The following is a 23,371-nucleotide window of genomic DNA, read 5'->3' on the forward strand; positions in this document are numbered from 1 at the left end:
TCTCTCCGGGCCTGCCCGTCTTCGCGTGAGGTCATGGCGGCGATCTGTGTATGCGGAGTGTTCGGATGGATCGGGGGGGGGAAGCATGGCCTTGCCTTTGCTGGATGTACAGGCTTTGTCCGGGGAACGCTGGTCCGCCCCTTCACCCCGTGCGGTCGTTTCAGATTCCGATGCGTGCAGCAGCCACTCGCCCCCTCCGTTCTCTCCCGCCGCGGCCGCATGCCTGATCCAGGTCTTCGGGACGGGGCGGGGCACGCGGACGATCCCGCGCAGCCGGAAGTCTTTCTGGCGCGGCTGTCCGAGGCGCTGAAGGGGATCACGGATCCCGCCGACGTGCTGGCGGCCGCTGCGCGGATGCTGGGCGTGCACCTGGGGGCCGACCGCTGCGCCTACGCCGAAGTCGAAGAGGACGAGGACCACTTCGTCATCACCGGCGACTACACGCGCGGCGACATGCCCAGCATCCGGGGCCGCTTCGCCATGTCCGCCTTTGGCGCCGAGGCGCTGCGGCTGATGCGCGAAGACCAGCCTTACGTGGTCACCGACGCCCTGGCCGACGGGCGGGTGGGGGAGGCGGACCGGGCGGCGTACGCAATGACGAAGATCCGCGCCGTCATCTCCGTTCCGCTGCACAAGGACGGACGCTTCGTCGCCGGGATGGCGGTGCACCAGCGGGTGCCGCGCCGGTGGACGGACGGGGACGTGGCGCTGGTGCACGCCGTGGCCCACCGCTGCTGGGAGTCTCTGGAGCGGTCACGGACGGTGCAGGCGCTGCGGGAGCGGGAAGAGCGGTACCACGCCCTCTTCACCTCCATCGACGAGGGCTTCTGCGTGTGCGAGATGCTGCTGGACGAGCACGGCGCCCCCGCCGACTACCGCTTCGTGGAAGTGAACGCCGCGTTCGAGGAGCTGACCGGCCTGGTGGATCCGGTGGGGCGGACGGCGCGCGAGCTGGTGCCCGGGCTGGAAGACCACTGGGTGCAGACGTATGCGCGGGTGGCGTTCGGGGGCGAGCCCTTCCGGTTTCAGCAGGGCTCCGAGGCCATGGGCCGCTGGTTCGACGTGTACGCCACCCCGGTGGGGCCGCGCCGCCGGGGCGAGTTCGCCCTGGTGTTCACCAACATCACCGAGCAAAGGCGCGCGCAGCAGCAGTTGCTGGAGGCGCGCCGGCAGGCCGAGTCGCGGGCCGAAGAGGCTGCGCGCTTGGCCGCGCAGCTGCAGGAGCAGGCCGTCGAGCTGGAGCTGCAGGTGGAGCAGTCGCGGCAGCTGGCGGCGGAGCTGGAGACCGCCAACGAGGCGCTGCGGGACACCAACGTGCAGCTTACCGCCCACGCCCTGGCGCTGGCCGAGAGCGAGGAGCGCTTTCGCAACATGGCCGACAACGCGCCGGTCATGGTGTGGGTGACGGACCCCACCGGCTACTGCACCTACCTGAACCGGCGCTGGTACGAGTTCACCGGCCAGACGACCGAGGAGGCGCTGGGGTTCGGCTGGGTGGACGCGACGCACCCGGAGGATACGGAGCGGGCGCACCGCGCGTTCGTGGATGCCAACGCCGGCCGCGCGCAGTTCCGGGTGGAGTACCGCCTGCGCACCGCGGGCGGCGGCTACCGCTGGGCGATCGACGCCGCCGCGCCGCGCTTTGGCGCCGGGGGCGAGTTCCTGGGCTACGTGGGGTCGGTGATCGACATCCACGAGCGCAAGCAGATGGAGGAAGAGCGCGAGCGGCTGCTTTCGCGGGCGCGCGCCGCCCGCGACGACGCCGAGCGGGCGCGGACCGCGGCCGAAGAGGCCAGCGAGGCCAAGAGCGTGTTCATGGCGACCATGAGCCACGAGCTGCGCACCCCGCTGAACGCCATGATCGGCTACGCCGACCTGCTGCAGATGGGGATCCCGGACCCGATCTCCACGCGGGCGGGGGAGCAGGTCAGCCGCATCGGGGTGGCCGCCCGGCACCTGCTGCAGCTCATCGAGGAGATCCTTACCTTCAGCCGGCTGGAGGTGGGGCGCGAGGTGGTGGAGGCGGAGCCGGTGTCCCTGCCGGAGCTGGTGCACGAGGTTCGCGTGATCCTGGAGCCGCTGGCGGCGGAGAAGGGGCTGCGCTGGTCCGTGCACCGCGCGCCCGGGGTGGACGTGATCCGGACGGACCCCCGCAAGCTCCGGCAGATCCTGATCAACCTGGTGGGGAACGCGGTCAAGTTCACCGACCAGGGCGAGGTGGAGCTGACCGTCGACCGCGGCGGCGGCTGGGTGGTGTTCCGGGTGCGCGACACCGGAAGCGGGATCGCGCCCGAGCACCTGGAGGTCATCTTTCAGCCCTTTCACCAGCTGGTCACGGACCGCTCGCGGCGGGCGCACGGCACCGGGCTGGGGCTGACGGTTTCGCTGGGGTTGGCCCGGCTGCTGGGCGGGGACCTGTCCGTGGAGAGCACGCCCGGCCGGGGCAGCACCTTTACCCTCCGCCTTCCCGCGGATCCCTCTGACGGAAGCACCGACGCACCGGCCGTCCCTTAGCCTTGGAAGGTGTTGCTAAACCTCGCCCTACGATTGACTTCCTGAGGGAGGCGCCGCTCCGCAACCCGCTGGTGCGATGGGCTTTGGCGCCCGACCGAAGGATCTCGCCGGCAGAACCGGGGGGCCGGCTGCCGCGCCCGGAAGACAGTCCTTCGCGAAGGCGGACGAGATCCTTCGGTCGCGCGCAGGCGGTTGTGTGGCTTCTGGTTACCCGTGGTACGCTCCCTCAGGAAGTCACCGCTTCGTTGTAAGATTGAAGGTTCGGAGGTGTGGCAACATCCTCTCAGGCACTCCGTGTCGCGAACCCGTTGACGGTTGGAGGGAGGCTCGACGGGGGAAGGCCGATGCGGCCCCGCCGCATTTCGGCGGCTTCGGTCTGGAATCACCCGGTGCCGGACGGCTCCGGCGCGGCGGGGACGACGGTGGCGTGGCGCAGCTTGCGGCCGGGGGTCCATCGCAGCGCGGCGACCTCCACCGCGCGTCCGATCTCCGGCCGGCGCTGGTAGAACGCGCATCCCACGAACGATCCCTCCTCATCCACCAGCACCGCGCCGTCCTTGCCCAGCCCGGCGACGGTAAAGGTGTAGCGGTGCATGCACTTTACCTTCAGCCAGTCGCGCGAGCGGGCGCCGGGGCGGTAGCGGCTGCCCAGGCGCTTGGATACGATCCCTTCCAGCCCCGCCGCGTGCGCGGCCTGGAACAGCGCGGGGCCGTTTCCCACCAGGTGGTCGGTGTAGCGCACGCAGGCGCAGCGGTCGCGCACCAGCGCCTCCAGCATGCGCTTGCGGGTGAGCACGTCCATCCCCAGCAGCGCGTGCCCCTCCGCGTGCAGCAGGTCGAACACCTGGTACACCAGGGGCAGGGCGCCGCGCTTTCCGCTGATGGCCCGCGGCAGGGCGTGAAAGTCGGGCATGCCGTCCGGCCGCAGCGCCACCATCTCCCCGTCCAGCCACGCGGAGCGAATCCCCAGCCCCTCCACGGCCGCCGCCAGCCGCGGGAGCTCCGACGTCCAGTCGTTTCCCGGGCGGGTGAAGAAGCGGGCGCGGCCACCCTCCACTCGGCAGAGCAGCCGGTATCCATCGTACTTGATCTCGTGCAGCCAGCCGTCGCCCGGCGGGGCGGCCTTGGCCACGGTGAGCAGCTGCGGGGCGATCCAAGGGGCTGGCATGCCCGCCTGTACTCCGGATCTTTGTTCGGTGTTCGTTCGGTTTACGGAGTCGACGCAACGAGCGCAACATGTACGCGCCGCGGCCCCGAACGACCCTCGGATATCCGTCGGGACCCCGGCCCCAGGCAATTCAACGCAGCGTACGCGGAGTTGAAAACGGGTTCATCGCAGATGTGGTTGCAGGCAACACCGCGGGTCAGTCGCGCGGCGAGGCTTGCCGTCGTGCCGTCGCAAGCTCCCGCAACGGTGAGTATAGCGGACTCTTCCACAGACACCTTTGCCGTGTGCGCGCCGCAGCCGGCGGCCGCCTCCACCTGCCGCGCGTCTTTTTCAAGAGCCTGCCTCACCGTTGGGCCGGACGGAAGCGCCGGTGCGTCCGCGGGACCGGGACGCCGCTCCACCTTTCGTGCGTCCGCGAGTCCACAGGATCGCGCGGCGGGGATCGATGACGGCTGGCTCCCGGGGGCGCTCCGGCGGCAGGGGTGCCTCCCTCGAAAAACGCGGATGGCCCCCTGCCGCATCCCACCCGTCTGCCGACCCTCCGCTTCGCCTCGCCCGGGTCTCGTGCCGCGGCGATGGACCGGGTGCTTACCCCCGCCGGCCGTGATCTGCCGCCCCCGCGACGAAATCGACGAATTAAGGAGAGTGCGCGGATGGATCCGTGTCTGCCTCCACGTACGCTCATCTCTGCTCCGCGAAGGCTGCGTGGACGCGCCGTGCCCGCTGCGCGCGAAGGCGCATGCGGCGCGGTTGTCAGACTGTGGTCCCCGCGGACGTTGTAGATTCGCTCGCCGCGCCCCACTACCCCGTCCCACCCTCGAGCCCATGTCGTGAGCCGGCCGCTCCCCCGTTCTTGCCGAGGGCCCGTCCCGTCCGGCGGCCCTCCTCCTCCGCGCACAGACGCCGCCATGCCGCTCCGCACCCCCATCCCCCGCCCGCGCACCCGCATCGCCACACGCACGCGGCTGCTGCTGACCGCGCTCCTGCTGGCCCTGGCCGTACCCCGCGCCGCCACGGCGCAGGAGCCGGGCACGCTGCAGGGGCGGATCACCGACCCCGCGGGCGCGCCGGTCGCCTCGGCCGTGGTGGAGGTGACGGGCAGGTCGTTTCGCCGCGGCGCCACCACCGATGCCGAGGGACGGTACCGCGTGGCCCGCGTCCCGGCCGGCACCTGGCGGGTGCGCGTGCGGCACATGGCGTACGCCACGGTGACCGGGACGGTGACCACCCAGGCGGGCGCGGCCAGCACCTTCGACCTGGTGCTGCGCGACCGCACGGTGGCGCTGGACACGGTGATGGTGAGCGCGCGCAACCCGGCCGCCATCCGCCGCGAAGACACCGAGTTCCGCACCGAGATCAGCGAGGCCGCGCTGGAGCTGCTGCCGCTGCGCCCCGAAGTGCGCGACGTGGTGGGGCTTACCCCCGGCGCGCGGCCGGACCACGTGTGGGGCGGCGCCACCGCCCAGGCCAACCGGTACGAGATCGACGGCCTGGCCGCCGACCACCCCGGCGAGGGCGGCGACCTGGTGGCGCCCAGCATGATGTGGATCGAGAGCGTGGAGGTGCGGGGGCTGGGCGCGGCCGCCGAGTTCGGCAACTTCCAGGGCGGGCTGGTGAACGTGGTCACCAAGTCGGGCACCAACCGGCGCGAGGGCGCCGTGCGGGTGGGGATCGACGCGGGGGCGCTTTCCGCCAGCAACCTGCAGGAGTACGACGTGGCCACCGAGCCGGACTCGCGCTACGACGTGGAGGCCGAGGTGCGCGGCCCCCTGGTGCGCGACCGGCTGTTCTACTACCTGGGCGGCCAGTTCGTGCGGCGCGAGGACCTGGTGGTGAACCACCTGCGCACCCGCCAGGGCTTTCACGCCCCCGACCCGGTGCAGGCGCAGGAGCAGAAGGCGTTCGGCAAGCTGTCGTGGCACCCCCGCGGCGACACCCGCTTCGTGCTGTCGGGCGGGTACCTGGGGGTGGAGGTGGACCGCTTCGGATCCACGGGCTACGAGGACGGCGCCTTCGTGCGCAGCACCGCGCCCACCGCCTTCTACAACGCCGAGCTGCGCCGGGTGCTGGGCGCGGGGGCGCTGTTCGAGGCCACGCTGGGCGGCATCTCTCTCGACGAGCGGCGCGAGCCGTACGGCGACCCCGCCACCCCCGGCGTGGTGCTGTTCGGCCTGGGCGAGCGGCCGGCGTACCGCGCGGCGGCGTTCCGCCACCGCCGGGCTCCCTCGTCCACCACCGGCACGGCGTCGCTCAGCTGGGCGGGGCGCACCGGGCCGCTGGACCACCAGCTCAAGATCGGCGGCGAGTACTCGGCCGGCAGCTGGATCAACGAGCGGCTGCGCAACGGCGGGATGACGTGGCGCCCCGGCTACGGGCGCATCTACGACGCCTTCGATCCCGAGAACACCGCCACCTGGCGGCGCGACAACGTGGTGCCGTTCACCACCGGGGGCGAGATCCGGCAGGACGCCGACGTGCGCAACGCGGCGGTGTACGTCCAGGACCACATCGACCTGGGGCCCCGGGTCAGCGTGAGCCCGGGGCTGCGGATGGGGTGGTGGTCCGGCTCGCTGACGCCGGCGGACGCCGTGGGCCCCCGCATAAACGCGGCGGACGACCGCGCCATCGACCCGCGCCTGGGCCTTACGCTGGACCTTACCGGGCGCAACGACCTGGTGGTCAAGGCGCACTGGGGCCGCTTTCACCAGAGCATGTTCGCGCAGCTGTACGACCGCGTGCAGGGCGGCAACGTGTTCAGCAACGAGCAGACCTGGGACTACGTGGGCACCCCGGCGGACCCGGGGACCACCTGGACGCCGCGGCAGCTGGACTCCATGGCGCTGGTGGGGCGCATCAAGATGCGCGAGCAGGTGCGGCTCAACCAGACGGGCCCCATCGAGAACTACCGGCAGCCGTACGTGGACCAGTGGGTGCTGGGGATCGAGAAGCAGCTGGGCCGGTGGTGGAAGGCCGAGGTGGTGCTGGTCGACCGCCGCAACCACAACATGGTGGCGCTGCTGGACCGCAACGCGGCCACCAACTACACCCTGTTCGACAGCGTGTCGGTGCTGGACGCGGCCGGCAACGAGCTGGGCTTCGGCAACGACCCGGTGATGATTCCCGGGCTGTACCTGCCCAACGACGTGCTGGTGGACTACCTGAAGTACATGGCGCGCAACGGCGGGGGAAGCCCGCCGCCGGGGCTGGCCATGGCCGACACCATCCGGCTGCAGTGGGACCCCGACTACGTGCTCACCACCGCGCCCGACGCGCGGCGCTCGCTGCAGCAGGCGCAGCTGGTGCTGCGGATGGGCCACCCCCGCTACGGCGGCCTGGTGTCGGTCGTCTACAGCATGCTCAAGGGCAACCTGGACAACGTCTCGGGCTACGACGACGTGCTGGCCTTCGCCGGCCCGTACGTGAACCCCAACCAGGCCACCAACAACTACGGGCGGCTTTCCAACAGCAGCGAGTGGGAGATCAAGGCCTGGGTGTACGGCGCCCTGGGGTGGGGGGTGCGCGGGGGGGTGTTCTGGACGCAGTCGCGCGGCGACCGCTACTCGCCCACGGTGAACCTGTCCTCGTACTACCGCTACTCCGACGGGCAGGGACGGCTGTTCCAGCAGTACCTGCTGGTGCCGGTGAGCGGCCAGCCGGTGTTCCTGCGGCAGCGGGGAAGCGAGGAGTACAACCCCCGCTCGCTGGTGGACCTGCACCTGGAGCGGCCGGTGCGGCTGGCGGGCGCGGAGTGGACGCTGACGGCCGACGCCTTCAACGTGCTGGGGCGCAACACCGCCACCCGGTACAACACCATCGTGAACGGCGCGATCTCTCCCGGCGCCCCGCTGGACCCGGGAATCGAGCCGGAGCTGGTCTACGGCGCGGTGCGCGAGCGGGTTCGCCCCCGCAGCCTGCGCCTGGGCGCCGCCGTCCGCTTTTGAGGAAGACCACCATGCGCACCATGCATCCATCCGTCCTCCGCGCCCTGCTGCCGGCCCTGCTGCTGGCCGCCGCCGCGTGCGCCGACGCCACCGGCTCCCCCGCGCACGACGTGGGCGGCGAGTACGTCGGCGAGCTCGACACGCCGTACCTGGCCGAGGGCGCGGCGCTCATCGACCTGATCAGCCCCGACATCCGCGAGGTGTCGGCGCCGGGGCGCATCTTCGCGGCGCGCGGCGTCACCGAGCGCACCCTGCGCATCATGGTGGTCAACAACCCGCACGTGCCGGCCATCGGCGGGCCCATCGTCTTTCACGTGCGCATGCCCTCGGGCGTGGCGCCGCCGCGGTCGTCGGTGGTAGCGGTGGCCAGCCCCGAGAACGACGCCCGCAGCTTTGCCGGCGGGTACCAGGTGCGCTGGCGGCGGGTCACCCCGTCGCCCTCGTTCGCCCTGGCGCCGGGCGGCGCGCCGCGGCGGCAGACGGATCCGGCGCCCATCCCCTTCGCCCGGCTCATCGACCCGCTGTTTCCCGGCGGCGTTCCGCTCAACGGGCCCGAGGTCATCCTCGCGGACGGGCGGGGGAACGCCAACAAGATCTTCGACCTGGGCGACGTGCGCGGATACCTGTACCAGTACCCGGACCAGATCCCCCCCGCGACGGTCTGGAGCCGGTAGCTTTCCGCCGCCGTGGATGCACGAAGCCCCCGCGCGGCTCGCCGCGCGGGGGCTTTTGCGTGTGGACGGCCGGGCGTCAGCCGGCGGCCATCACGTCCAGCAGCTCGCGAAGGGTGGTTTCGCCGCGGTCCTTTGCGTACCAGCGCCGCACGTCGCGGTAGATCTCGTCCGCCGGGCGCGCACCGGCCTTCTTTTCGGTCATCACGAACTCCTGCAGCTCCGGCGGCCGCGGTCCCCACCGGCCCGCCACGCTGAAGTCCGGGCGCAGCACCAGCGCCAGGGGGATGGATCGCGAGCCGCTGGTAAGGAACGCGTCCATCAGCTCCAGGTTCTCGTCGCGCTTGACGATGCGGATCTGCACGCTGGGCAGCACCTCGGCCATGCGCGCCATCACCGGCACGGTGTTGAAGGCGTCGCCGCACCAGTCCTCGCTGATCACCAGCAGCTTCCACTCGCCCCCGATCTCCGCCCCGCGCTGCAGCGCCCAGTCGGGCACCACCGACCTGGCGTACACGCCGCGCCACATCTCCTCGTGCTTCTGCACCTCGCGGTTCAGGTAGTCTTCCCAGCTGAACGCGTTATCCCAGTACGTCCTGAAGTCCAGGTCGCTCATCTCGCCTCTCGTGATCTCCCGCTTCACCGCAGGGCCCACGGACGTCCCGCCAGCCCGCGGCGCAGCGCATTACCCATGCTTGATGATACCCCGCAGGGGCATTTCGGAGCCGGTGCGCGGCTCACGCCGAGACGCGGAGGCGCGGAGAGAACAAACTCGTTCTTTCTCTCTCCGCGTCTCCGCCCTTCCGCGTGAGGCAGATCCTGCGGGGGAGGCGGATAAGGCCAGCCGGCGTGCAAGTGTCTGAGGATGAGCGACTTGGAAGCGCCAGTCGCAGACGCGGGACACGGGTCGCGGATGGATGCGGGCGCGAGCGGTGGGCAGCGTTCTTGCATTCCCGCAAGCCGGCGCGGAGACGCCCGGGCGCTGCTCAATCTCCACCATCCAACCAGCCAGACCATGATCAGCAGACAGGACCTCGAACGGTTGATCCAGCGGCAGGACGGCGGCAAGCCGGTGCTCTCGCTGTTCCTGGACATGTCCGTCGACAGCAACAACAAGCGCACCCACCACGTCTTTCTGGGGCAGAAGCGCGCCCAGTTCGAAGAGCTGGACGGCAACCGCCCCATCCCCACCGGCAACGGCAACGAGTCGGGGATGGGCAGCCTGTTCGAGCGCGTGCAGGGGTGGATCGACGACAACTTCGAAGAGTCCAACCGCGGCCTGGTGATCTATGCCGAGGTGGGCGGCGACTGGTGGGAGGCGCTGCAGTTTCCCGTGCCGGTGCAGAACCGGATGGTGGTGGCCGACCGCCCGGTGATCGGGCCGCTGGTGCAGGTGCTGAACGACTACGAGCACTACGGCGTCATCCTGATGGACCGCGAGCACGTCCGCATTCTGAGCGTGTACCTGGGCACGCTGCTGGACGAGCTGGAGTTCCGCGGCGACCCCATCGCGCCGACGACCAACCACCACGTGCAGGCCGGGGGCTACTCGCACAAGCGCTTCCAGCGGCACAAGCTCGAGGAGATGCGCCACTTCTTCAAGGACTTCTCCGAAGAGGTGGAGCGCTTCGTCACGCGCTACCGTCCGCAGCACCTGGTGCTGATGGGAACGGACCAGAACGTGGCCCGGTTCAAGGAGTTCCTGCCGCAGCCGGTCGCGGAGATGATCATCCACACCGGCCCCGCGCCGGTGGACGGCCCCGCGTCCGAGATCCTGGCCCGCCTGGAGCCGCACCTGGCCGACGAGCACGAGCGCCAGGGGCAGGAGCTCATCGACCAGGTGCGCGACCGCGCGGCGCACGACTACCTGGCCACGGCCGGCGTGCAGGGAACGCTTACCGCGCTGCAGGAGGGCAAGGTCGACACGCTGGTGCTGGCCAAGGACGGGCAGATGCAGGGCGCTCGCTGCAGCCAGTGCGGCTTCGTCTTCGTGCGCGAGGTGAACCGCTGCCCGTATGACGGCAGCGAGCAGCTGGAGTCGGTGGACGTGATGGAGGAGATGGTGCGGCTGGCGCAGCAGCAGGGCGCCGACATCCAGTTCGCCGACGCCAACGCCATCGCCGACCTCCGCGGCGCCGCCGCCCTGCTGCGCTTCTAGCTCCGCGGGACGGATGACGAAAACGCGCCGCCGGCCTTTCGAGGCCGGCGGCGCGTTCGCGTATCCGGAAGCAGGGCAGGGCCGTGTCCCGCTATTCCCTATTCCCTGTTCCCTATTCCCTCTCCCTCAGGAGCAGATCGAGGCGCCGGGGCACGTCTCGATCGTCTGGCAGTTGCACACCGTGTAGTCCGTGCCGCCCCCCGTGCCGCCCGTCCCACCGGTCCCGCCGGTTCCGCCCGTGCCGCATCCGCAGGTGCTGCCGCAGGTATTGTTGCAGGTGGCGGCGCAGCTCACGCAGGTGCCCCAGCACGAATCCATGCAGGTGGCGCAGGTGTTGTAGGCCTGCGTGCAGCCGGCGTCGCAGCTCCCCGCCGGCGTCTGGCACTCGTCCAGGTAGTACGTGGGATTGTGGCCGGGGACCGTGCCGCGCCCGGACTGGGACCCGAGCGCGTGAAACGACTCCACCTGCAGCGCGTCGATCGACAGCTTGAGCTTGCGCATGTTCACCATCTCCGGCATACGAGGGGCGGATCGGCCCGGTGCGGGGCCGTTGCCGCAGGGCGCGGCGCGCGGAGAAGATGCCCCTTCAGGCGCGAAAAGAAAAGCCTGGGAAGATCGGTGGATGTGACGCGGCTGGTGGACGGACCGTCCTTTTCGCCCACGCGGCGGGCGGATGCAACGTAAAACTTGACAGCGCGCTGTTTCCGCCCCAACGTTCGATCCAACCTTCCCTCACAATCTGTTTCCCGCCCATGCCCTTATCCGCACTGGACGTGGACGCGCGCGAGCACCTGCGCGCCGAGCTCGAGGCGCTTGAAGGCGTCCGCCGCGCCGTCATCGACGAAGACCCGCTGCGCATCTACCTGATCTGCGAGCGCGCCGATGGTCCCACGGAGATGCTGGTGCACGGCCTGCTGGCCCGCAACGGCCTGCCCGCCGGCGCCGAGGTGCACCTGGCCTACCTGCCCAAGCCCGAGGCGCGGCGGCGGGTGCGCTTCGTGGCCGCGCGGCTCACCACCCCGCGCACCGGGCGCGCGCAGGCGCAGGTGGAGCTCGAGTGGAACGGCGAGACGCACCGGGGCGAGGTGGAGGGCGAAACCGGCAACGCCGTCGAGCTTCGCCTGGCGGCGATGGCCACGCTGCGCACGCTGGAGTCCATCCTGCACGGGCGCATGCAGTTCGGCCTCGTGGGCATCAAGAGCTTTCGCGCGTTCGACACCGACGTGATCGTGGTCCTGCTGCGCACCGAGAACGTGCACGCGCTCATCGGCGCCTCGCTCGCCACGGGTGACGTGCACCGCTCCGCCGCCCTCGCCGTGCTGAACGCCACCAACCGCGTCCTTGGCAACTACCTCGCGAACACCGAAGACGAGTAGGCGCTTCCGAGACCGTATCGCCGGCGAAACCCGCTGCAACGCCCGCGCCTGAGCGAGCGGTGAGGGCCTCCGCCGGCGCCAGCGCGATCCCGTTCCGCTGACACACGCTGCCGATCGGTGGACTCCGAAACACCGAATCGCCCCGCCGGCATGATGCCAGGCGGGGCGATTCGTTCGATGGGGAACGGACGGCGGAGCTACCGGTGCTTGTTCCGCTTGCCGAGCACCATCTCCACGTAGCCGTTGTTGGGGTCCTGCCCGGCGCGCAGCAGCTGGTCCACGCGGTCGGGGCCGCGGTTGTAGGCCAGCAGCGCCAGCTCCAGGTTGCCGTTGTACTTCTCGATGAGCGTGCGCAGGTAGCGGAACCCAATGCGCAGGTTGGTGTCGCGGTCCATCAGCGCCTCGCGCGACACGCCGCGCTTGAAGTAGCGCGCCGTGGACGGCATGAGCTGCGTGAGCCCCACCGCGCCCACCGGGCTTACCGCGCGGCGGTTGAACTCGCTCTCGGCGCGCACCAGCCCGAACGCCACGTGCGGCTCGATGCCCTCCGCCTGGGCAATGTCCTCGATGCGCTCCGCGAGGTCCGCCGGAATGCCGAACCTGGCGGAATTCTCGTGGATGCGCTTGAGCCGCGTGATCTCCAGCTGCTGGAGCTCGATGGCTCCCTCGGGCGCGGCCACGCCCAGCCGCTCCCCCCACTGGACCACGCTGCTGTCGGCGGACTTGGCGCCCAGAAAAAAGGCCGCCAGGAACAGCAGTCCGCCCACCAGCGTGACCCTTGCGGTCGCGGAGATGTCCAGCCGGGATTGTTTGCGGGCCTCTACGTCGGCCTGCAACTTCAGGATCAGAGCCTGCATATGGGTGTGCCTCCGTTGTGCACGGGTCGGCCCTCAACGGAGCAAGGGGTATGCCGTCTCAGCCCTCAGAACCCGCTTCCCACGTGCCGCTCCGTCCACCTTCCTTTCGCAGCAGCCGCACCCCGTTCACCACCATTCCGCGGTCCCGCGCCTTGCACATGTCGTAGACGGTTAGCAGCGCGCAGCTTACCGCGGTGAGCGCCTCCATCTCCACGCCGGTCTTCGCCTCCACCCCCACCGTCGCCGTCACCCGCACACCGGGGAGGGATTCGTCGGGCTTGACTTCCACCTGTACGGAGGTCAGTGGAACGGAATGACACAAGGGGATGAGGTCCGGGGTGCGCTTGGCGCCCATGATCCCGGCCAGCTGGGCGATCAGCAGCACGTTGCCCTTGGGCGTGTCGCCGGCCACGATGGCGCGCAGCGTATCCGCCGACATGCGGATTGTGCCTTCCGCCACGGCGATTCGGCGGGTGACGGCCTTGCCGCCCACGTCCACCATGCGCGGGCGGCCGCTCTCGTCCAGGTGGGTGAATCCGGGATCGTCGGACATCTTTTCCATGGCGGAACAGGATTCCACAGCCCGTTGGGACACGGGTGGGACGGTGCTGCAAACACATGGCGCGTCAAGGGCCAGGTGTGCGACGACAGGTGGATGCAGATTGGTGCGGACGGTTGATCTCGCAGCCGTCCGCCCACTGGAGCGAATGAATTCGCCGCTGGAAAATCGCAAAGTCCGCCTGCGCGGACTCGGCGGCCCGGCTCTATGCAGTATCCGAAGCACCTGCGCGTCCGCAACCCGGAGATCAACGAATCAGATCCGCATGGGCATGATTCGCCGCTGAGAACGCGAAATCCGCCTGCGCGGATCGTGGCCGCCGGTTCTCCGTCGCGCGACCGATCACGAGCAGCCCGACAGTAGATTCCCCGGTCGCGCGCCGGGTCTGGTGATGCGGATGGTTCCGCGCGGCGCTCCCTCGGAATGACAGATACGGGATGTCGGGTCCACAGCCCCGATGCGCCGCCACGGTGTCGGCCACAATCAGGGCGCGTTGGCGAGCCACGGTGTCGGCCCAACCAGCCCCGCGGTTTGCGGGGCTTCCCCGCTGTCGTTGCGGCGGCTTCAGCCGCTCTCGCGGGAGGCCAGCCCGGCTCCACGCCCCCTACGCCAGCGCCTTCCGGATCCCGCCGAGCAGGTCCGCCAGGATCAGTTGCGGGTTCACGTTGCCGGCGGCAAGCTCCTGCGCCTCCTGCACGCGCAGGATGGCGCGCGCCACGCCTTCCGCGCGTACGCCGGGGCGCGCGGCCAGCTTGCGCAGCAGCGCCTCGTCGGCCGAGGTGGCGAATGCGACGGAGTCGTGCGCGCCCGCGGCCACCGCCATCAGGTCGCGCAGCCAGAGCGCCAGCGCGCTCAGCACGCCGGTGAACTCGCCGCGCGCGCCGGAGGGCGCCACCGCGTTGGCCGCCGCGAACCGTCCCGCCTCGCCGTCCGCCAGCGCCGCCGCCAGCAGGTCGCGCCCCATCTCGCGCATCCGCAGCGCCGCGCCCGCGCCCCCCGCGCTGGGCGACAGCCGCAGCGCCCGCCCGATCGCGCCCTCCGAAATCCCCGCCAGCGATGCCGCGGCGGCGCGGTCCATCGACAGCTCGCGCACCAGGAACTCCGTCACGTCTTCCGCCGCCAGCCGCAGCAGGCGGATGGGCAGCACCCGCGAGCGGATGGTGGGGAGCAGCGCGCCCGGATTGGACGAGGTAAGGATGAGTGTGGTGTCGGCCGGCGGCTCCTCCAGCAGCTTCAGAAAGGCGTTGGCCGCCTCGGGGCTGCTTTCCTGCGGCACCATGGCGTCCGCGTCGCCCACCACGAACACCTTGCGCGACCCCACGGACGGGCGGACCGAGGCGATGCGCTGCAGGTTCTGGATGGTGCCCATGAAGTACGCGGGCGCCTTGTCGAACTGCGGCACGTGGTGCGGGTTGGCGCGCCGCGCCTCCAATTCGGCCCCGCGGGCCTCCTCCAGCTTGTCGCGCAGCTTTTCGGGGGTGGACGCGTCGGGGCGGGGAAGGGGAAAGAACCAGTGCACGTCCGGGTGCTCCAGCCGGTCGATCTGCCGGCAGGCGCGGCACCGGCCGCACGGCCCGCCGTCCGCCGGCTGCTCGCAGAGCACCCGCTGGGCAATCCACAGCGCCACCCGCTCCTTGCCGATGCCGGACGGACCGTGCACCAGGAGCGACTGCGACAGGTTGCCCGCGCGCGCCGCCGCCGCGAGCATCGCCAGCGCGTCCGCGTGGCCGTAGACGGGAGGAAGCGGCATGAACGGCAGGGAATAGGGAACAGGGAATAGGGAACAGCGGGCCTGAACGGCCCGGGGGGCTCTCACGCGCTTGGCCCGGGCTTCCTCCTACCGCAAGAGCGTGAACGGAACAACGTCGAACGCGTGCGGCGTGCTTCCGGGCTCACGCGCGGGGCGCATCTTACACTGCCTGTGACCGCCTGGGAAAGACGCCGGGACAGCCCCGCAGCCGTTGCAGGCTATTCCCTATTCCCTATTCCCTATTCCCTATTCCCTGCCCCTATCTTCTCCCCCGCAGCCACCGCACCGGGTCCACCGCGCCGCCGCCGGGCTCGCGGATCTGGAACTCCAGGTGCGGACCCTCCGGCGACGACTCGCCGCCCACGGTGCCGATGGTCTGGCCCCTGGCGACCTGCGTGCCGGGGCGCACGTGGACGTCCTTCAGGTACAGGTACAGCGAGTAGTAGCCGCCGCCGTGGCTCACCACCACCGTGGGGCCGTAGCCCTCGAACGGCGCCGCCATCTCCACCGTTCCCGCCTCCACCGCCCGCACCGGCGCCCCCGCCGCCGCGCCGATCCCCACGCCGTTGTAGCGGATGGTGGTGCCGTTGGGCTGCGTCGCGCGGCCAAAGTTGTAGACCAGCCGCCCGCCCACCGGCCAGTCCAGGTTCCCCACGTCCGCCGTCGTCATGGTGGACGCGGCGGGGCGCGGCGCGGCGGGACGGGTGGCGCCCGGGGCCACGGGCGCCGCGGCGGCGGCCGCGGCGCGGCGCTCGGCCTCGCGGCGGCGGCGCTCCAGGTCGGCGATCACGCCCGTCATCCGGCGCTCGTCGCGGGCCAGCGCCTCCAGCCGCGCGTTGGTCTGCCGCTCGGTGCTCCGCAGCCCCGTCAGCGTCTGGCCGCGCGCGTTGCGCAGCTCGGCCAGGGTGACGTTCTCCTGCGCCCGCTGGCCCTGCAGGTACTGGATGTCGCTCAGGCTGCGCCGCAGCTCGCGCTCGCGCAGCTCCAGCTCGCGCGCCAGCGCGCCCACCTCCTGCACCAGCCCCCGGTCGCGGCGGGCCACGATGTGCAGGTACTTGTAGCGGTTCAGCAGGTCGCTGAACGACTGGGACGAGAGCAGCACCTGCGCCGAGTGCAGCGGCCCGCGCTTGTAGATGCCGCGCAGCCGCTGGTGCAGCAGCCGGCGCTTTTCCACCAGCTCCGACTGCGTGTTCGCCATCTCCAGCGTGGTCTCGTCGATCTTCCGCGACGTCTCGGCCAGCTGCAGGTTGATCTCGCGCAGCAGCGACGACGACACCTGCTGCTGGCGCTGGATGTTGCGGATCTCGGCCGACACGTCGCCCACGCGGCTGCGAATGCGCGTCAGCTCGTCGCGCAGCTGCGTGCGCTCGCGGCGAATCTCCTGCAGCCGCCGCTGGCTTTCGGTCAGGCTGGGGGTCTGCTGCGCGCGCATCCCCCACGGCAGCGCCGCCAGGGCCAGCAGCAGCCCCAGTCCCACGAGCCGAAGGCGGCGCATCGCCCTACACCTCCCCCAGGTGGCGGCGCACCGCGATCAGGCTGCTGATCAGCCCGAACCCGGTCCCCGCCAGCACCGTCAGCACGATCCACTCGCTCGGCAGCCACTCCACCCGGAACATCGTGCTTCCCAGCAGCTGGTAGGTGGCGTACGTAAGCCCCGCCGCCAGCAGCCCGCCCAGCAGCCCGCTGATCAGCCCCTCCAGCAGAAACGGGCGCTGCACGAACCCGTCGGTGGCGCCCACCAGCCGCATGATCCCGATCTCTTCGCGCCGCGCGAACACCGTGATGCGCACCGCGGTGGCGATGACGATGGCCGCCACCAGCGCGAACGCGCCCCCGATCACCATCGCCACCCCCGCCGCGATGCGGCGCAGGGTGTAGATGGTGTTCAGCCAGTCGCGCCCGTAGCGCACGTCCTCCACGAACGGGTACGCCTGGATGCGCTTCGCCACCCGCTCCACCACCTGCGGGCTGCGGCTTCCCGCCTTCAGGCTCACCTCGAACGACGCCGGGAGCGGGTTTGACTCCAGGTCGCTGAAGACGTCCTTGAACTCCTCCATCTCGGCCATCGCCGTGGCCAGCGCCTCGGTCTTGGTCACGTGGCGCAGCGCGGCCACCTGCGGCAGGGCGCGCACCTCCTGCTGCGCCATCTCCACCTGCGCGGGGGTGGCGTCGTCGGCCAGGTAGGCCACGATCTCCACCTTTTCCTCCACCTTCTCGATCGCCCTGCGGATGTTGAACGCCGTCAGCCCGAAGAGGCCGATGACGAACAGCGCGAAGGCGATGGCGATCACCGAGAGCGCGGCCAGCAGCGGCGTGCGGCGAAAGGCCGACAGCGCCTCGCGAAGTGCGTACGGCATCAGCGCTGCCCCGCCTCGACGGCCGCCGCCGCCGAATCGTAGACCACCGAGCCCTGGGCCAGCTCCACCACCCGGTACTCGGGGTGGGCGCGCACCAGCGCCAGGTCGTGCGTGGCCATCAGCACGGTCATCCCCATGGAGTTGATCTCGCGGAACAGCTCGAACACGCCCTTGGCCGCCCACTCGTCCAGGTTGCCCGTGGGCTCGTCGGCCAGCAGCACCAGCGGCTCGTTGGCGAGCGCCCGCGCAACCGCCACGCGCTGGCGCTCGCCGCCCGACAGCTCGTCGGGGAACGCCCGCGCCTTGTGGGCCAGCCCCACCTGCGTCAGCAGCCGGTTCACGCGGGGGGTGATGGCGGTGCGCTTGGTGCCCGTCACCTCCAGCGCGAACGCCACGTTCTCTTCCGCCGTGCGGTCGCGCAGCAGGCGAAAGTCCTGGAACACCACGCCCAGCTTGCGGCGCAGCTGCGGGATGTCGCGGCGGCGCATGAGCTTGGACGAAAAGCCGGAGACGCGCACCTCGCCCGCGGAGGGGAGCTCCGCCATCTGCAGCAGGCGCAGGATGGTGCTCTTGCCCGCGCCGGAGTGGCCGGTCAGGAACACCAGCTCGCCCTTGGCGACGTGCAGGGTGATGTCGCGGAGTGCCGTGCCGGAGCGCGGATACTCCTTGTAGACCGAAGTAAGCCTGATCACGCGAGGAACTTCCGCGGGTGGGGAGAGCGCAAGCCCGGAATTCCTAAGAATTTAGTCCGGCGTGCCCGGCCTGTCAAAACGTCCGGACAGCCGCACGGCCAGCAGCATGGCCTCCTTCATCGACGACGGGTCGGCGATCCCCTTGCCCGCGATGTCCAGCGCCGTCCCGTGGTCGGGCGAGGTGCGGGGAAAGGGCAGCCCCAGCGTCACGTTGACTCCCGCCCCGAACGCCGCCGTCTTGAACGCCGCCATCCCCACGTCGTGGTACGGCGCCACCACCGCGTCGAACTCGCCCCGCACCGCGCGGGTGAACACCGTGTCCGCGGGGATCGGCCCCCGCGCGTCGATCCCGGCCTCCACCAGCGCCCGCAGCGCCGGCTCCACGATCCGCGCCTCCTCGTCGCCGAACAGCCCGCCGTCCGACGCGTGCGGGTTCACCGCGCACAGGGCGATGCGGGGCCGGCCGATCCCCCACAGCCGCCGCAGCCCGTCGGCGGTCAGCGTGGCCTGGCGGACGAGAAGCTCCGCCGTGAGCGCCGCCGGCACGTCGCGCAGCGCCAGGTGCGTCGTGGCCAGGATCACGCGCAGCGCCCCGCCCAGCGCCGTGCGCTCCGCCGCCATCATCATCACCACGTCCGCCGCGCCCGTCAGCTCGCCCAGCATCTCCGTGTGGCCGGGGTAGTGCCAGCCGCCAGCGCGAAACGCGTTCTTCTCGATCGGCGCCGTGACGACGGCGTGCACCTGGCCCGCCAGCGCCATCTCCGTCGCGCGGCGGATGGCCTCCCCCGCGATGCGCCCCGCCGCCGCGGCCCCGTCCCCCGCCCTCCATTCGCCGACGGAGACGTCCGCCCTCCCCGGGCGCAGCAGCGCATCGGGGCCGACGAGCACCCACTCCGCGGCGTCCGCCACCTCCGCGTCCGCCAGCGCCGCGCGCGTCACCTCCGGCCCGATCCCCCGCGGGTCGCCCAGCGTGATCGCGATTCGGGGGAGGGGGTTGGCGTTGGTCACGGTGTGTTGCCGTTCGGGTAGATTGAATCGAATGCCCGGATGATGGCGGAGAGAGGATGCGGAGGCAAGCGCAACGCTCACCGTACCCGACGGAACGATGGCAGCGGGGGGAGGGACTTGACGAGCGAGCAGATCCAGATACCATTTAGGGACACGAAACTCCAAATGTTTCCCCTCATCCGGAGTGCCGCAATGAGTTCATCCAGACTGTCCCTGAACCTCGACGAACTGAACGTCGATTCGTTCCGCACCTCCTCCGCCGACGAGAGCGCGGTGGAATCCGTGATCATCTACACCGTGCTTCCCCACACGGGTGGGGTGTCGTGCGGCGGCACGTGCGGCACCTGCGGGGGCACGGATTGCTGGGCCGTCGTGGACCCCAACAACAACTAGCTGGTTGCCTCGGCGCTTCGGAACAACTAACGGCCCTCCCTGCGATCAAGCGGGGAGGGCCGTTGCCCACGATGGACATCGATCTACCTGTTCGCGCTGACGATCTTCTCCAGTTCGTCCGGCTGCTGGTAGAGCGGATTGAACACCGTGAGGCCGTTCTGGCGCGCCGCCTCGGCGAGTCCCTTGTCCGCCGTAACGAAGACGAGCGGCTCCGATCTTTCCTGCGCCATCAACGCGAGTGCCGTAGCGAGGTGGATCGCGTCCGCCGCGCCGATCGTGTACTCCGGGTGCGCCTTCAGCAGGTCGGCCGCCGCCTCGATCTCCTCGTCCGTGACGGGAACGATGGTGAAGACGGGGAGGCTCAGGTCACGTCTGAAGGAATCGACGACCCTCGGGTGCAACTTGTAGTAATGCTCCTGGTGCGGCGTCCGCGCGCGGGCGTACTTGCCGAGCGCAGAGATGACCTCCGGTTCGATGAGGCTGGAGACGACGAAGCCGCCCCAGCGGTCGAAGCGGCCCGTGATGTCTCTCATCTTTCGCGTGCTGTCACCCTCGTGCAGGTAGCGCTTCGCCAGCGCGCACGCATCAAGGAAAAGGGGCATGCGTAGTGCGGCGGGGCGAGGTCAGCGCGTGCATCATCCTCTTGCAGGCGCGCACGATCCTTTCTCGGATCCGCCTGCGGAGACTTGGAGGCGGGTAGAAGTAGGCATCCGGGATTTCCGACATCGTGCCCTCTCCCGTTCCGATCCGGATGTTGTATCCGGCCGCCCTCATGCGCCGAACCCATTCAGGTTCCGCGCGCGCTTCGTCAGACATTCGATCGCCTCCCGTCAAAGGCCCGTCCCTCACTTCCTTCCCAACGTTAAAGCCCGAACAGCGCACCTGTCAAGAGTGCACGGTTTTACAGACAAGATGGACAAGGTAAACAGTTCCGGACGCAGAACAACCCTCTTCCTTGCATCGTGGAAGAGGGTCGTTGTTTACGGGGCGTCGTGCCCGCCATCAGAACCGCTCGTCGCGGACCTTTTCGTTCTTGAGGATGCGGTACAGGTCGCGGGCCCGCCTTCTTCGACACGCTCTTTCTCGGCATCTCCAGCAGTTCCACCCCAAGCAGCCGCGACGGTACTTGACCACAATCCCCGAACCAGCCCCACAAACTTGGCTTTCGACAACTATGCATTGCACCCGCGCTTAACGCCCGTGAAGGTGAAGCCCCGTCTGGCGAGCGCAAGCGAGCCAGGACGGGGCTTGTCGCAGTTCCAGCGTGCGGCTTTAGCCGCCCGTGCTGTGGCCATCCGCGCTGGGCCATCGGTGCTGTGGCCGCCGCATCGCCTGCCAAGACGACCCCTCCTCCGCGCGCGGCGGAGGAGGGCCTTTGTTGCCGTAATCATGATCATCCCTCCGTGCCCACGATCTTTTCCAGCTCGTCGGGCCGCTGGTAGAGCGGATTGAACACGGTGAGCTCGTTCTGGCGCGCCGCCTCGGCGAGTCCCTTGTCGGCCGTCACGAAGACGAGCGGCGTTCCCGCCTGCGCCTGCCGGGCGACGGCCAGCGCGGTCGCAAGGTGGATCGCATCGGCCGCGCCGATGGCATACTCCGGATGCGCCCTCAGCAGGTCGGCCGCGGCCTCGATTTCCTCGTCCGAAACCGGGATGATCGTGAACGCGCCGCGGCTCAGGTCGCGCCTGAAGTTGTCGACCACCCGCGGGTGCAACCGGTAAAAGTGCGTCTGGTGCGGCGCCTGGGCACGCGCATACTTGCCGAACGCGGAGATCACCTCCGGCTCGATGAGACTCAAAACGACGAAGCCGCCCCAGCCATCGAAGCGGCCCGTGATCTGTTGCATCCGCCGCGTACTCTCGCCTTCCTTCAGGTAACGCTTCGCGAGAGCGCACGCATCAAGGAAGAGGGGCATGGGGCTCCCGGGCATTCAGGGGCTCGAGGCGGAACAAGCTCCTGAAGGTGTTGACGATCCTCTCCTGGGCCCGTTGGCGGCGGCTCAGCGGCGGATCGAACATGACTTCAGGGATCTCGGAAAGAGGTTCGCCGCGGCCCACCCGGACATTGTATCCCGCAGCCCTCATCCGCTGAACCCATTCGGGCTCCGCGCGCGCTTCATCAGACATGCATCACCTCCTGTCGAAGGTCCGTCCCTCACTTCCTTCGCAACGTTAAAACCGGAACGGATCGCCTGTCAAGAGTGCGCGGTTTTGCGGACGAGGTGGCCGGAGTGAACATTTCCCGCCGCAGAACGGCCCTCCTTCGCAGATCGCGAAAGAGGGCCGCTGGTCATGCATCCACGAATCCGCCGCTCAGAACGGCTCGTCGCGGACCTTTTCGTCCTTGAGAATGCGGTACAGGTCGCGGGCCGCCTTCTTGGACACGCTCTTTCCCGGCATCTCCAGAAGCTCCACCTCGAGCAGGCGCGACGGGTACTTCACCGCGATGCGCCTGCCCGCCTGCACCGTGTCGCTGGGCCGGGCGCGCTTGCCGTCCAGCGTTACCGCGCCCGCCTCGCACGCCGCCTTGGCCTCGCTGCGGCTCTTGGTCAGGCAGAGCCGGTGCAGCAGCACGTCCACCCGCAGCGGCTCGGCCGCCGGCGTGCTCACAGGTTGATGGAGACGTACATGTCGCGGCGCAGCTCGGCCAGAAGGCGCTCCATCTGCCGCTGCTCGCGCATCATCTCGCGAATGCGCTCGCGCTGGTCCTCGACCGTGTACTCGCCGCTGGTCTGGCGCCCCGTCACCCGCACCACCGCAAAGGCCGGCGTGGGGCCGTCCACCTGCACCGGCCCGGCCACCGTCCCCGTGGTCGCGCCCTCCAGCGCCGTGGCGAACGCCGGCGGCAGCTGGTCGATGGCCACGTTCTGCTGAAAGCGCAGCGCGTCGGGCGTGTTGTAGCGGGCCGCCAGCTCCGGCGCCGGCGCGCCCGCGCGCAGCGCCTGCGCCACCGAATCCGCCCGCACCCGCGCCGCGTCGATGTTGGCCTGGGTGATCTCGGGGCGAATCAGGATGTGGCGCGCCTGCCGCTCGGGCCCGCGCACCTTTTCCAGCTTGATGACGTGAAAGCCGAACTCCGTCTCCACGACGCCGCTGGTCTGCCCCGGCCGCATGCCGAACACCACCCTGTCGAACTCGCGCACCATCTGCCCCTGGCGAAACCACCCCAGGTCGCCGCCGCGGTCCTTGGTGCCGTCCATCCCGTAGCGGCGGGCCAGCACCTCGAACTCCGCGCCCTCGTTCAGCTCCTTCAGCATCTCGCCCACCGTGCGCAGCGCCGCCGCCCGGGCGGAGTCGCTGGCGACCGGGCGCACCAGCACCTGCTGGAACGAGACCGACGCCGGCCGCTGGCCAAAGCGCGCGCGGTTGGCCTCGAAAAAGGCGCGGATCTCGGCGTCGGTCACCGCCGGGGGCGCCATCTCACCCACGCGCTTGCGGATGAACCGCTGCACCAGCGTCTGGTCGGCGAACTGGCGGGTCAGCTCGGCCCGGTAGCTTTCGGGCGTGCGGCCAGCCTCGGCGAGCGCCGCGTTGAACGCCGCCTCGTTGGGAAAGCGCTGGCGCACCTGGCCGATCTGCTCCTCCACCGACGCCAGCACCTCTTCGTCCGACACCGTCTCGCCGGCGGCGCGGGCGCCCTCGATCAGCAGCAGGTCGCTCACCCGCTCGTCCACCAGCTGCTGCACCATCCGCTGGTACTCGGCGGGGTCGGTGGGCACCGGGCGCCCCTCGGCGCGCATGGCTTCCACCGCCAGCAGCAGGTCGGAGCGCAGCAGGGTGGTGTCGCCCACCACCGCCACCACGCCGTCCCACAGCTCTTCGCCGGGCTGGGTGGCGGGGGGCTGCGCCTGCGCCATCGCGGGCGCGGCGGCAAGCGAAAGCAGCAGGGCCAGAAGGGTACGCATGGATGATTGCCGGGATTGCTCTT

General features: G+C 70.3%; 20 protein-coding genes. 6 read left to right on the top strand and 14 right to left on the bottom strand.

From position 1 onward, the window contains the following. The first annotated feature begins 219 nt into the window (after positions 1-219). Positions 220-2,514, top strand: coding sequence for an ATP-binding protein (locus VGC13_RS27510; protein WP_331128530.1), 2,295 nt, complete (start codon positions 220-222; stop codon positions 2,512-2,514). 382 nt (positions 2,515-2,896) lie between these two features. Here VGC13_RS27510 and VGC13_RS27515 read toward each other — a convergent pair whose 3' ends face one another. Then, complete coding sequence (locus VGC13_RS27515; RefSeq protein ID WP_331128531.1) at positions 2,897-3,682, bottom strand: hypothetical protein; 786 nt, start codon at positions 3,680-3,682, stop codon at positions 2,897-2,899. 908 nt (positions 3,683-4,590) lie between these two features. Between VGC13_RS27515 and VGC13_RS27520 the strand changes: the two genes are divergently transcribed. Both VGC13_RS27520 and VGC13_RS27525 read left to right on the top strand, forming a co-directional pair. Continuing rightward, positions 4,591-7,623 (top strand): TonB-dependent receptor, encoded by a 3,033-nt coding sequence (locus VGC13_RS27520; RefSeq protein WP_331128532.1) that lies wholly within the window; start codon positions 4,591-4,593, stop codon positions 7,621-7,623. Between the two features lie 11 nt (positions 7,624-7,634). Continuing rightward, entirely contained in the window at positions 7,635-8,297 is a 663-nt protein-coding gene (locus VGC13_RS27525) for a hypothetical protein (RefSeq protein ID WP_331128533.1), read from the top strand. 76 nt (positions 8,298-8,373) lie between these two features. Here VGC13_RS27525 and VGC13_RS27530 read toward each other — a convergent pair whose 3' ends face one another. Continuing rightward, positions 8,374-8,910 carry a thioredoxin family protein gene (locus tag VGC13_RS27530; RefSeq protein WP_331128534.1) on the bottom strand — a complete coding sequence of 179 codons (537 nt, stop codon included), beginning with the start codon at positions 8,908-8,910 and terminating at the stop codon, positions 8,374-8,376. A 399-nt stretch (positions 8,911-9,309) separates the two neighbouring features. Between VGC13_RS27530 and VGC13_RS27535 the strand changes: the two genes are divergently transcribed. Then, entirely contained in the window at positions 9,310-10,452 is a 1,143-nt protein-coding gene (locus VGC13_RS27535; RefSeq protein ID WP_331128535.1) for a VLRF1 family aeRF1-type release factor, read from the top strand. Between the two features lie 126 nt (positions 10,453-10,578). Here VGC13_RS27535 and VGC13_RS27540 read toward each other — a convergent pair whose 3' ends face one another. Next, the gene (locus tag VGC13_RS27540) at positions 10,579-10,953 is read right to left on the bottom strand and encodes a hypothetical protein (protein ID WP_331128536.1); all 375 of its coding nucleotides are present in this window, start codon (positions 10,951-10,953) and stop codon (positions 10,579-10,581) included. A 251-nt stretch (positions 10,954-11,204) separates the two neighbouring features. On the opposite strand from VGC13_RS27540, the gene VGC13_RS27545 reads away from it, so the two are divergent. Continuing rightward, positions 11,205-11,828, top strand: a complete 624-nt coding sequence (locus VGC13_RS27545) for a hypothetical protein (protein WP_331128537.1) — start codon at positions 11,205-11,207, stop codon at positions 11,826-11,828. A 197-nt stretch (positions 11,829-12,025) separates the two neighbouring features. Here VGC13_RS27545 and VGC13_RS27550 read toward each other — a convergent pair whose 3' ends face one another. The 7 genes from VGC13_RS27550 to pdxA form a co-directional block, all read right to left on the bottom strand. Beyond that, complete coding sequence (locus VGC13_RS27550) at positions 12,026-12,685, bottom strand: transglycosylase SLT domain-containing protein (RefSeq protein WP_331128538.1); 660 nt, start codon at positions 12,683-12,685, stop codon at positions 12,026-12,028. Between the two features lie 58 nt (positions 12,686-12,743). Next, positions 12,744-13,238 (bottom strand): cyclic pyranopterin monophosphate synthase MoaC, encoded by a 495-nt coding sequence (gene moaC / locus VGC13_RS27555; RefSeq protein ID WP_331128539.1) that lies wholly within the window; start codon positions 13,236-13,238, stop codon positions 12,744-12,746. Between the two features lie 610 nt (positions 13,239-13,848). Continuing rightward, complete coding sequence (locus VGC13_RS27560; RefSeq protein ID WP_331128540.1) at positions 13,849-14,994, bottom strand: DNA polymerase III subunit; 1,146 nt, start codon at positions 14,992-14,994, stop codon at positions 13,849-13,851. A 259-nt stretch (positions 14,995-15,253) separates the two neighbouring features. Next, the gene (locus tag VGC13_RS27565) at positions 15,254-16,489 is read right to left on the bottom strand and encodes a murein hydrolase activator EnvC family protein (protein WP_331128541.1); all 1,236 of its coding nucleotides are present in this window, start codon (positions 16,487-16,489) and stop codon (positions 15,254-15,256) included. Between the two features lie 4 nt (positions 16,490-16,493). Further along, entirely contained in the window at positions 16,494-17,351 is an 858-nt protein-coding gene (locus tag VGC13_RS27570; RefSeq protein WP_331128542.1) for a cell division protein FtsX, read from the bottom strand. After that, positions 17,351-18,043, bottom strand: coding sequence for a cell division ATP-binding protein FtsE (gene ftsE, locus VGC13_RS27575; RefSeq protein WP_331128543.1), 693 nt, complete (start codon positions 18,041-18,043; stop codon positions 17,351-17,353). The genes VGC13_RS27570 and ftsE overlap by 1 nt, the downstream gene beginning before the upstream one ends. 51 nt (positions 18,044-18,094) lie before the next feature. Further along, positions 18,095-19,051, bottom strand: a complete 957-nt coding sequence (pdxA, locus tag VGC13_RS27580) for a 4-hydroxythreonine-4-phosphate dehydrogenase PdxA (RefSeq protein WP_331128544.1) — start codon at positions 19,049-19,051, stop codon at positions 18,095-18,097. A gap of 192 nt (positions 19,052-19,243) precedes the next feature. Here pdxA and VGC13_RS27585 point away from each other — a divergent pair, with 192 nt between their 5' ends. Next, positions 19,244-19,444, top strand: a complete 201-nt coding sequence (locus VGC13_RS27585; RefSeq protein ID WP_331128545.1) for a hypothetical protein — start codon at positions 19,244-19,246, stop codon at positions 19,442-19,444. A gap of 83 nt (positions 19,445-19,527) precedes the next feature. Here VGC13_RS27585 and VGC13_RS27590 read toward each other — a convergent pair whose 3' ends face one another. The 4 genes from VGC13_RS27590 to VGC13_RS27605 all read right to left on the bottom strand — a co-directional run bounded on the left by VGC13_RS27590 (position 19,528) and on the right by VGC13_RS27605 (position 23,348). Further along, complete coding sequence (locus VGC13_RS27590; RefSeq protein ID WP_331128546.1) at positions 19,528-20,046, bottom strand: type II toxin-antitoxin system VapC family toxin; 519 nt, start codon at positions 20,044-20,046, stop codon at positions 19,528-19,530. 791 nt (positions 20,047-20,837) lie between these two features. Then, entirely contained in the window at positions 20,838-21,359 is a 522-nt protein-coding gene (locus VGC13_RS27595) for a type II toxin-antitoxin system VapC family toxin (RefSeq protein WP_331128547.1), read from the bottom strand. Between the two features lie 397 nt (positions 21,360-21,756). Then, complete coding sequence (locus VGC13_RS27600) at positions 21,757-22,053, bottom strand: S4 domain-containing protein (RefSeq protein WP_331128548.1); 297 nt, start codon at positions 22,051-22,053, stop codon at positions 21,757-21,759. After that, a complete protein-coding gene (locus tag VGC13_RS27605) occupies positions 22,050-23,348 on the bottom strand; it encodes a peptidylprolyl isomerase (protein ID WP_331128549.1) in 1,299 nt (432 codons plus the stop codon). The genes VGC13_RS27600 and VGC13_RS27605 overlap by 4 nt, the downstream gene beginning before the upstream one ends. Positions 23,349-23,371 lie beyond the last annotated feature (23 nt).

The organism is Longimicrobium sp. (assembly GCF_036399255.1).
Classification (GTDB): domain Bacteria; phylum Gemmatimonadota; class Gemmatimonadetes; order Longimicrobiales; family Longimicrobiaceae; genus Longimicrobium.

Excerpts from the sequence above, each read along its gene's own strand:
- VGC13_RS27535 (WP_331128535.1), top strand. The coding sequence starts at position 9,310 with ATGATCAGCAGACAGGACCTCGAACGGTTGATCCAGCGGCAGGACGGC.
- VGC13_RS27540 (WP_331128536.1), bottom strand. The coding sequence starts at position 10,953 with ATGCGCAAGCTCAAGCTGTCGATCGACGCGCTGCAGGTGGAGTCGTTT.
- VGC13_RS27585 (WP_331128545.1), top strand. The coding sequence starts at position 19,244 with ATGAGTTCATCCAGACTGTCCCTGAACCTCGACGAACTGAACGTCGAT.
- VGC13_RS27560 (WP_331128540.1), bottom strand. The coding sequence starts at position 14,994 with ATGCCGCTTCCTCCCGTCTACGGCCACGCGGACGCGCTGGCGATGCTC.
- VGC13_RS27545 (WP_331128537.1), top strand. The coding sequence starts at position 11,205 with ATGCCCTTATCCGCACTGGACGTGGACGCGCGCGAGCACCTGCGCGCC.
- VGC13_RS27605 (WP_331128549.1), bottom strand. The coding sequence starts at position 23,348 with ATGCGTACCCTTCTGGCCCTGCTGCTTTCGCTTGCCGCCGCGCCCGCG.
- VGC13_RS27565 (WP_331128541.1), bottom strand. The coding sequence starts at position 16,489 with ATGCGCCGCCTTCGGCTCGTGGGACTGGGGCTGCTGCTGGCCCTGGCG.
- VGC13_RS27525 (WP_331128533.1), top strand. The coding sequence starts at position 7,635 with ATGCGCACCATGCATCCATCCGTCCTCCGCGCCCTGCTGCCGGCCCTG.
- VGC13_RS27595 (WP_331128547.1), bottom strand. The coding sequence starts at position 21,359 with ATGCCCCTCTTCCTTGATGCGTGCGCTCTCGCGAAGCGTTACCTGAAG.
- VGC13_RS27570 (WP_331128542.1), bottom strand. The coding sequence starts at position 17,351 with ATGCCGTACGCACTTCGCGAGGCGCTGTCGGCCTTTCGCCGCACGCCG.
- VGC13_RS27530 (WP_331128534.1), bottom strand. The coding sequence starts at position 8,910 with ATGAGCGACCTGGACTTCAGGACGTACTGGGATAACGCGTTCAGCTGG.
- VGC13_RS27590 (WP_331128546.1), bottom strand. The coding sequence starts at position 20,046 with ATGCCCCTTTTCCTTGATGCGTGCGCGCTGGCGAAGCGCTACCTGCAC.
- VGC13_RS27515 (WP_331128531.1), bottom strand. The coding sequence starts at position 3,682 with ATGCCAGCCCCTTGGATCGCCCCGCAGCTGCTCACCGTGGCCAAGGCC.
- VGC13_RS27550 (WP_331128538.1), bottom strand. The coding sequence starts at position 12,685 with ATGCAGGCTCTGATCCTGAAGTTGCAGGCCGACGTAGAGGCCCGCAAA.
- VGC13_RS27520 (WP_331128532.1), top strand. The coding sequence starts at position 4,591 with ATGCCGCTCCGCACCCCCATCCCCCGCCCGCGCACCCGCATCGCCACA.
- VGC13_RS27510 (WP_331128530.1), top strand. The coding sequence starts at position 220 with ATGCCTGATCCAGGTCTTCGGGACGGGGCGGGGCACGCGGACGATCCC.
- moaC (WP_331128539.1), bottom strand. The coding sequence starts at position 13,238 with ATGTCCGACGATCCCGGATTCACCCACCTGGACGAGAGCGGCCGCCCG.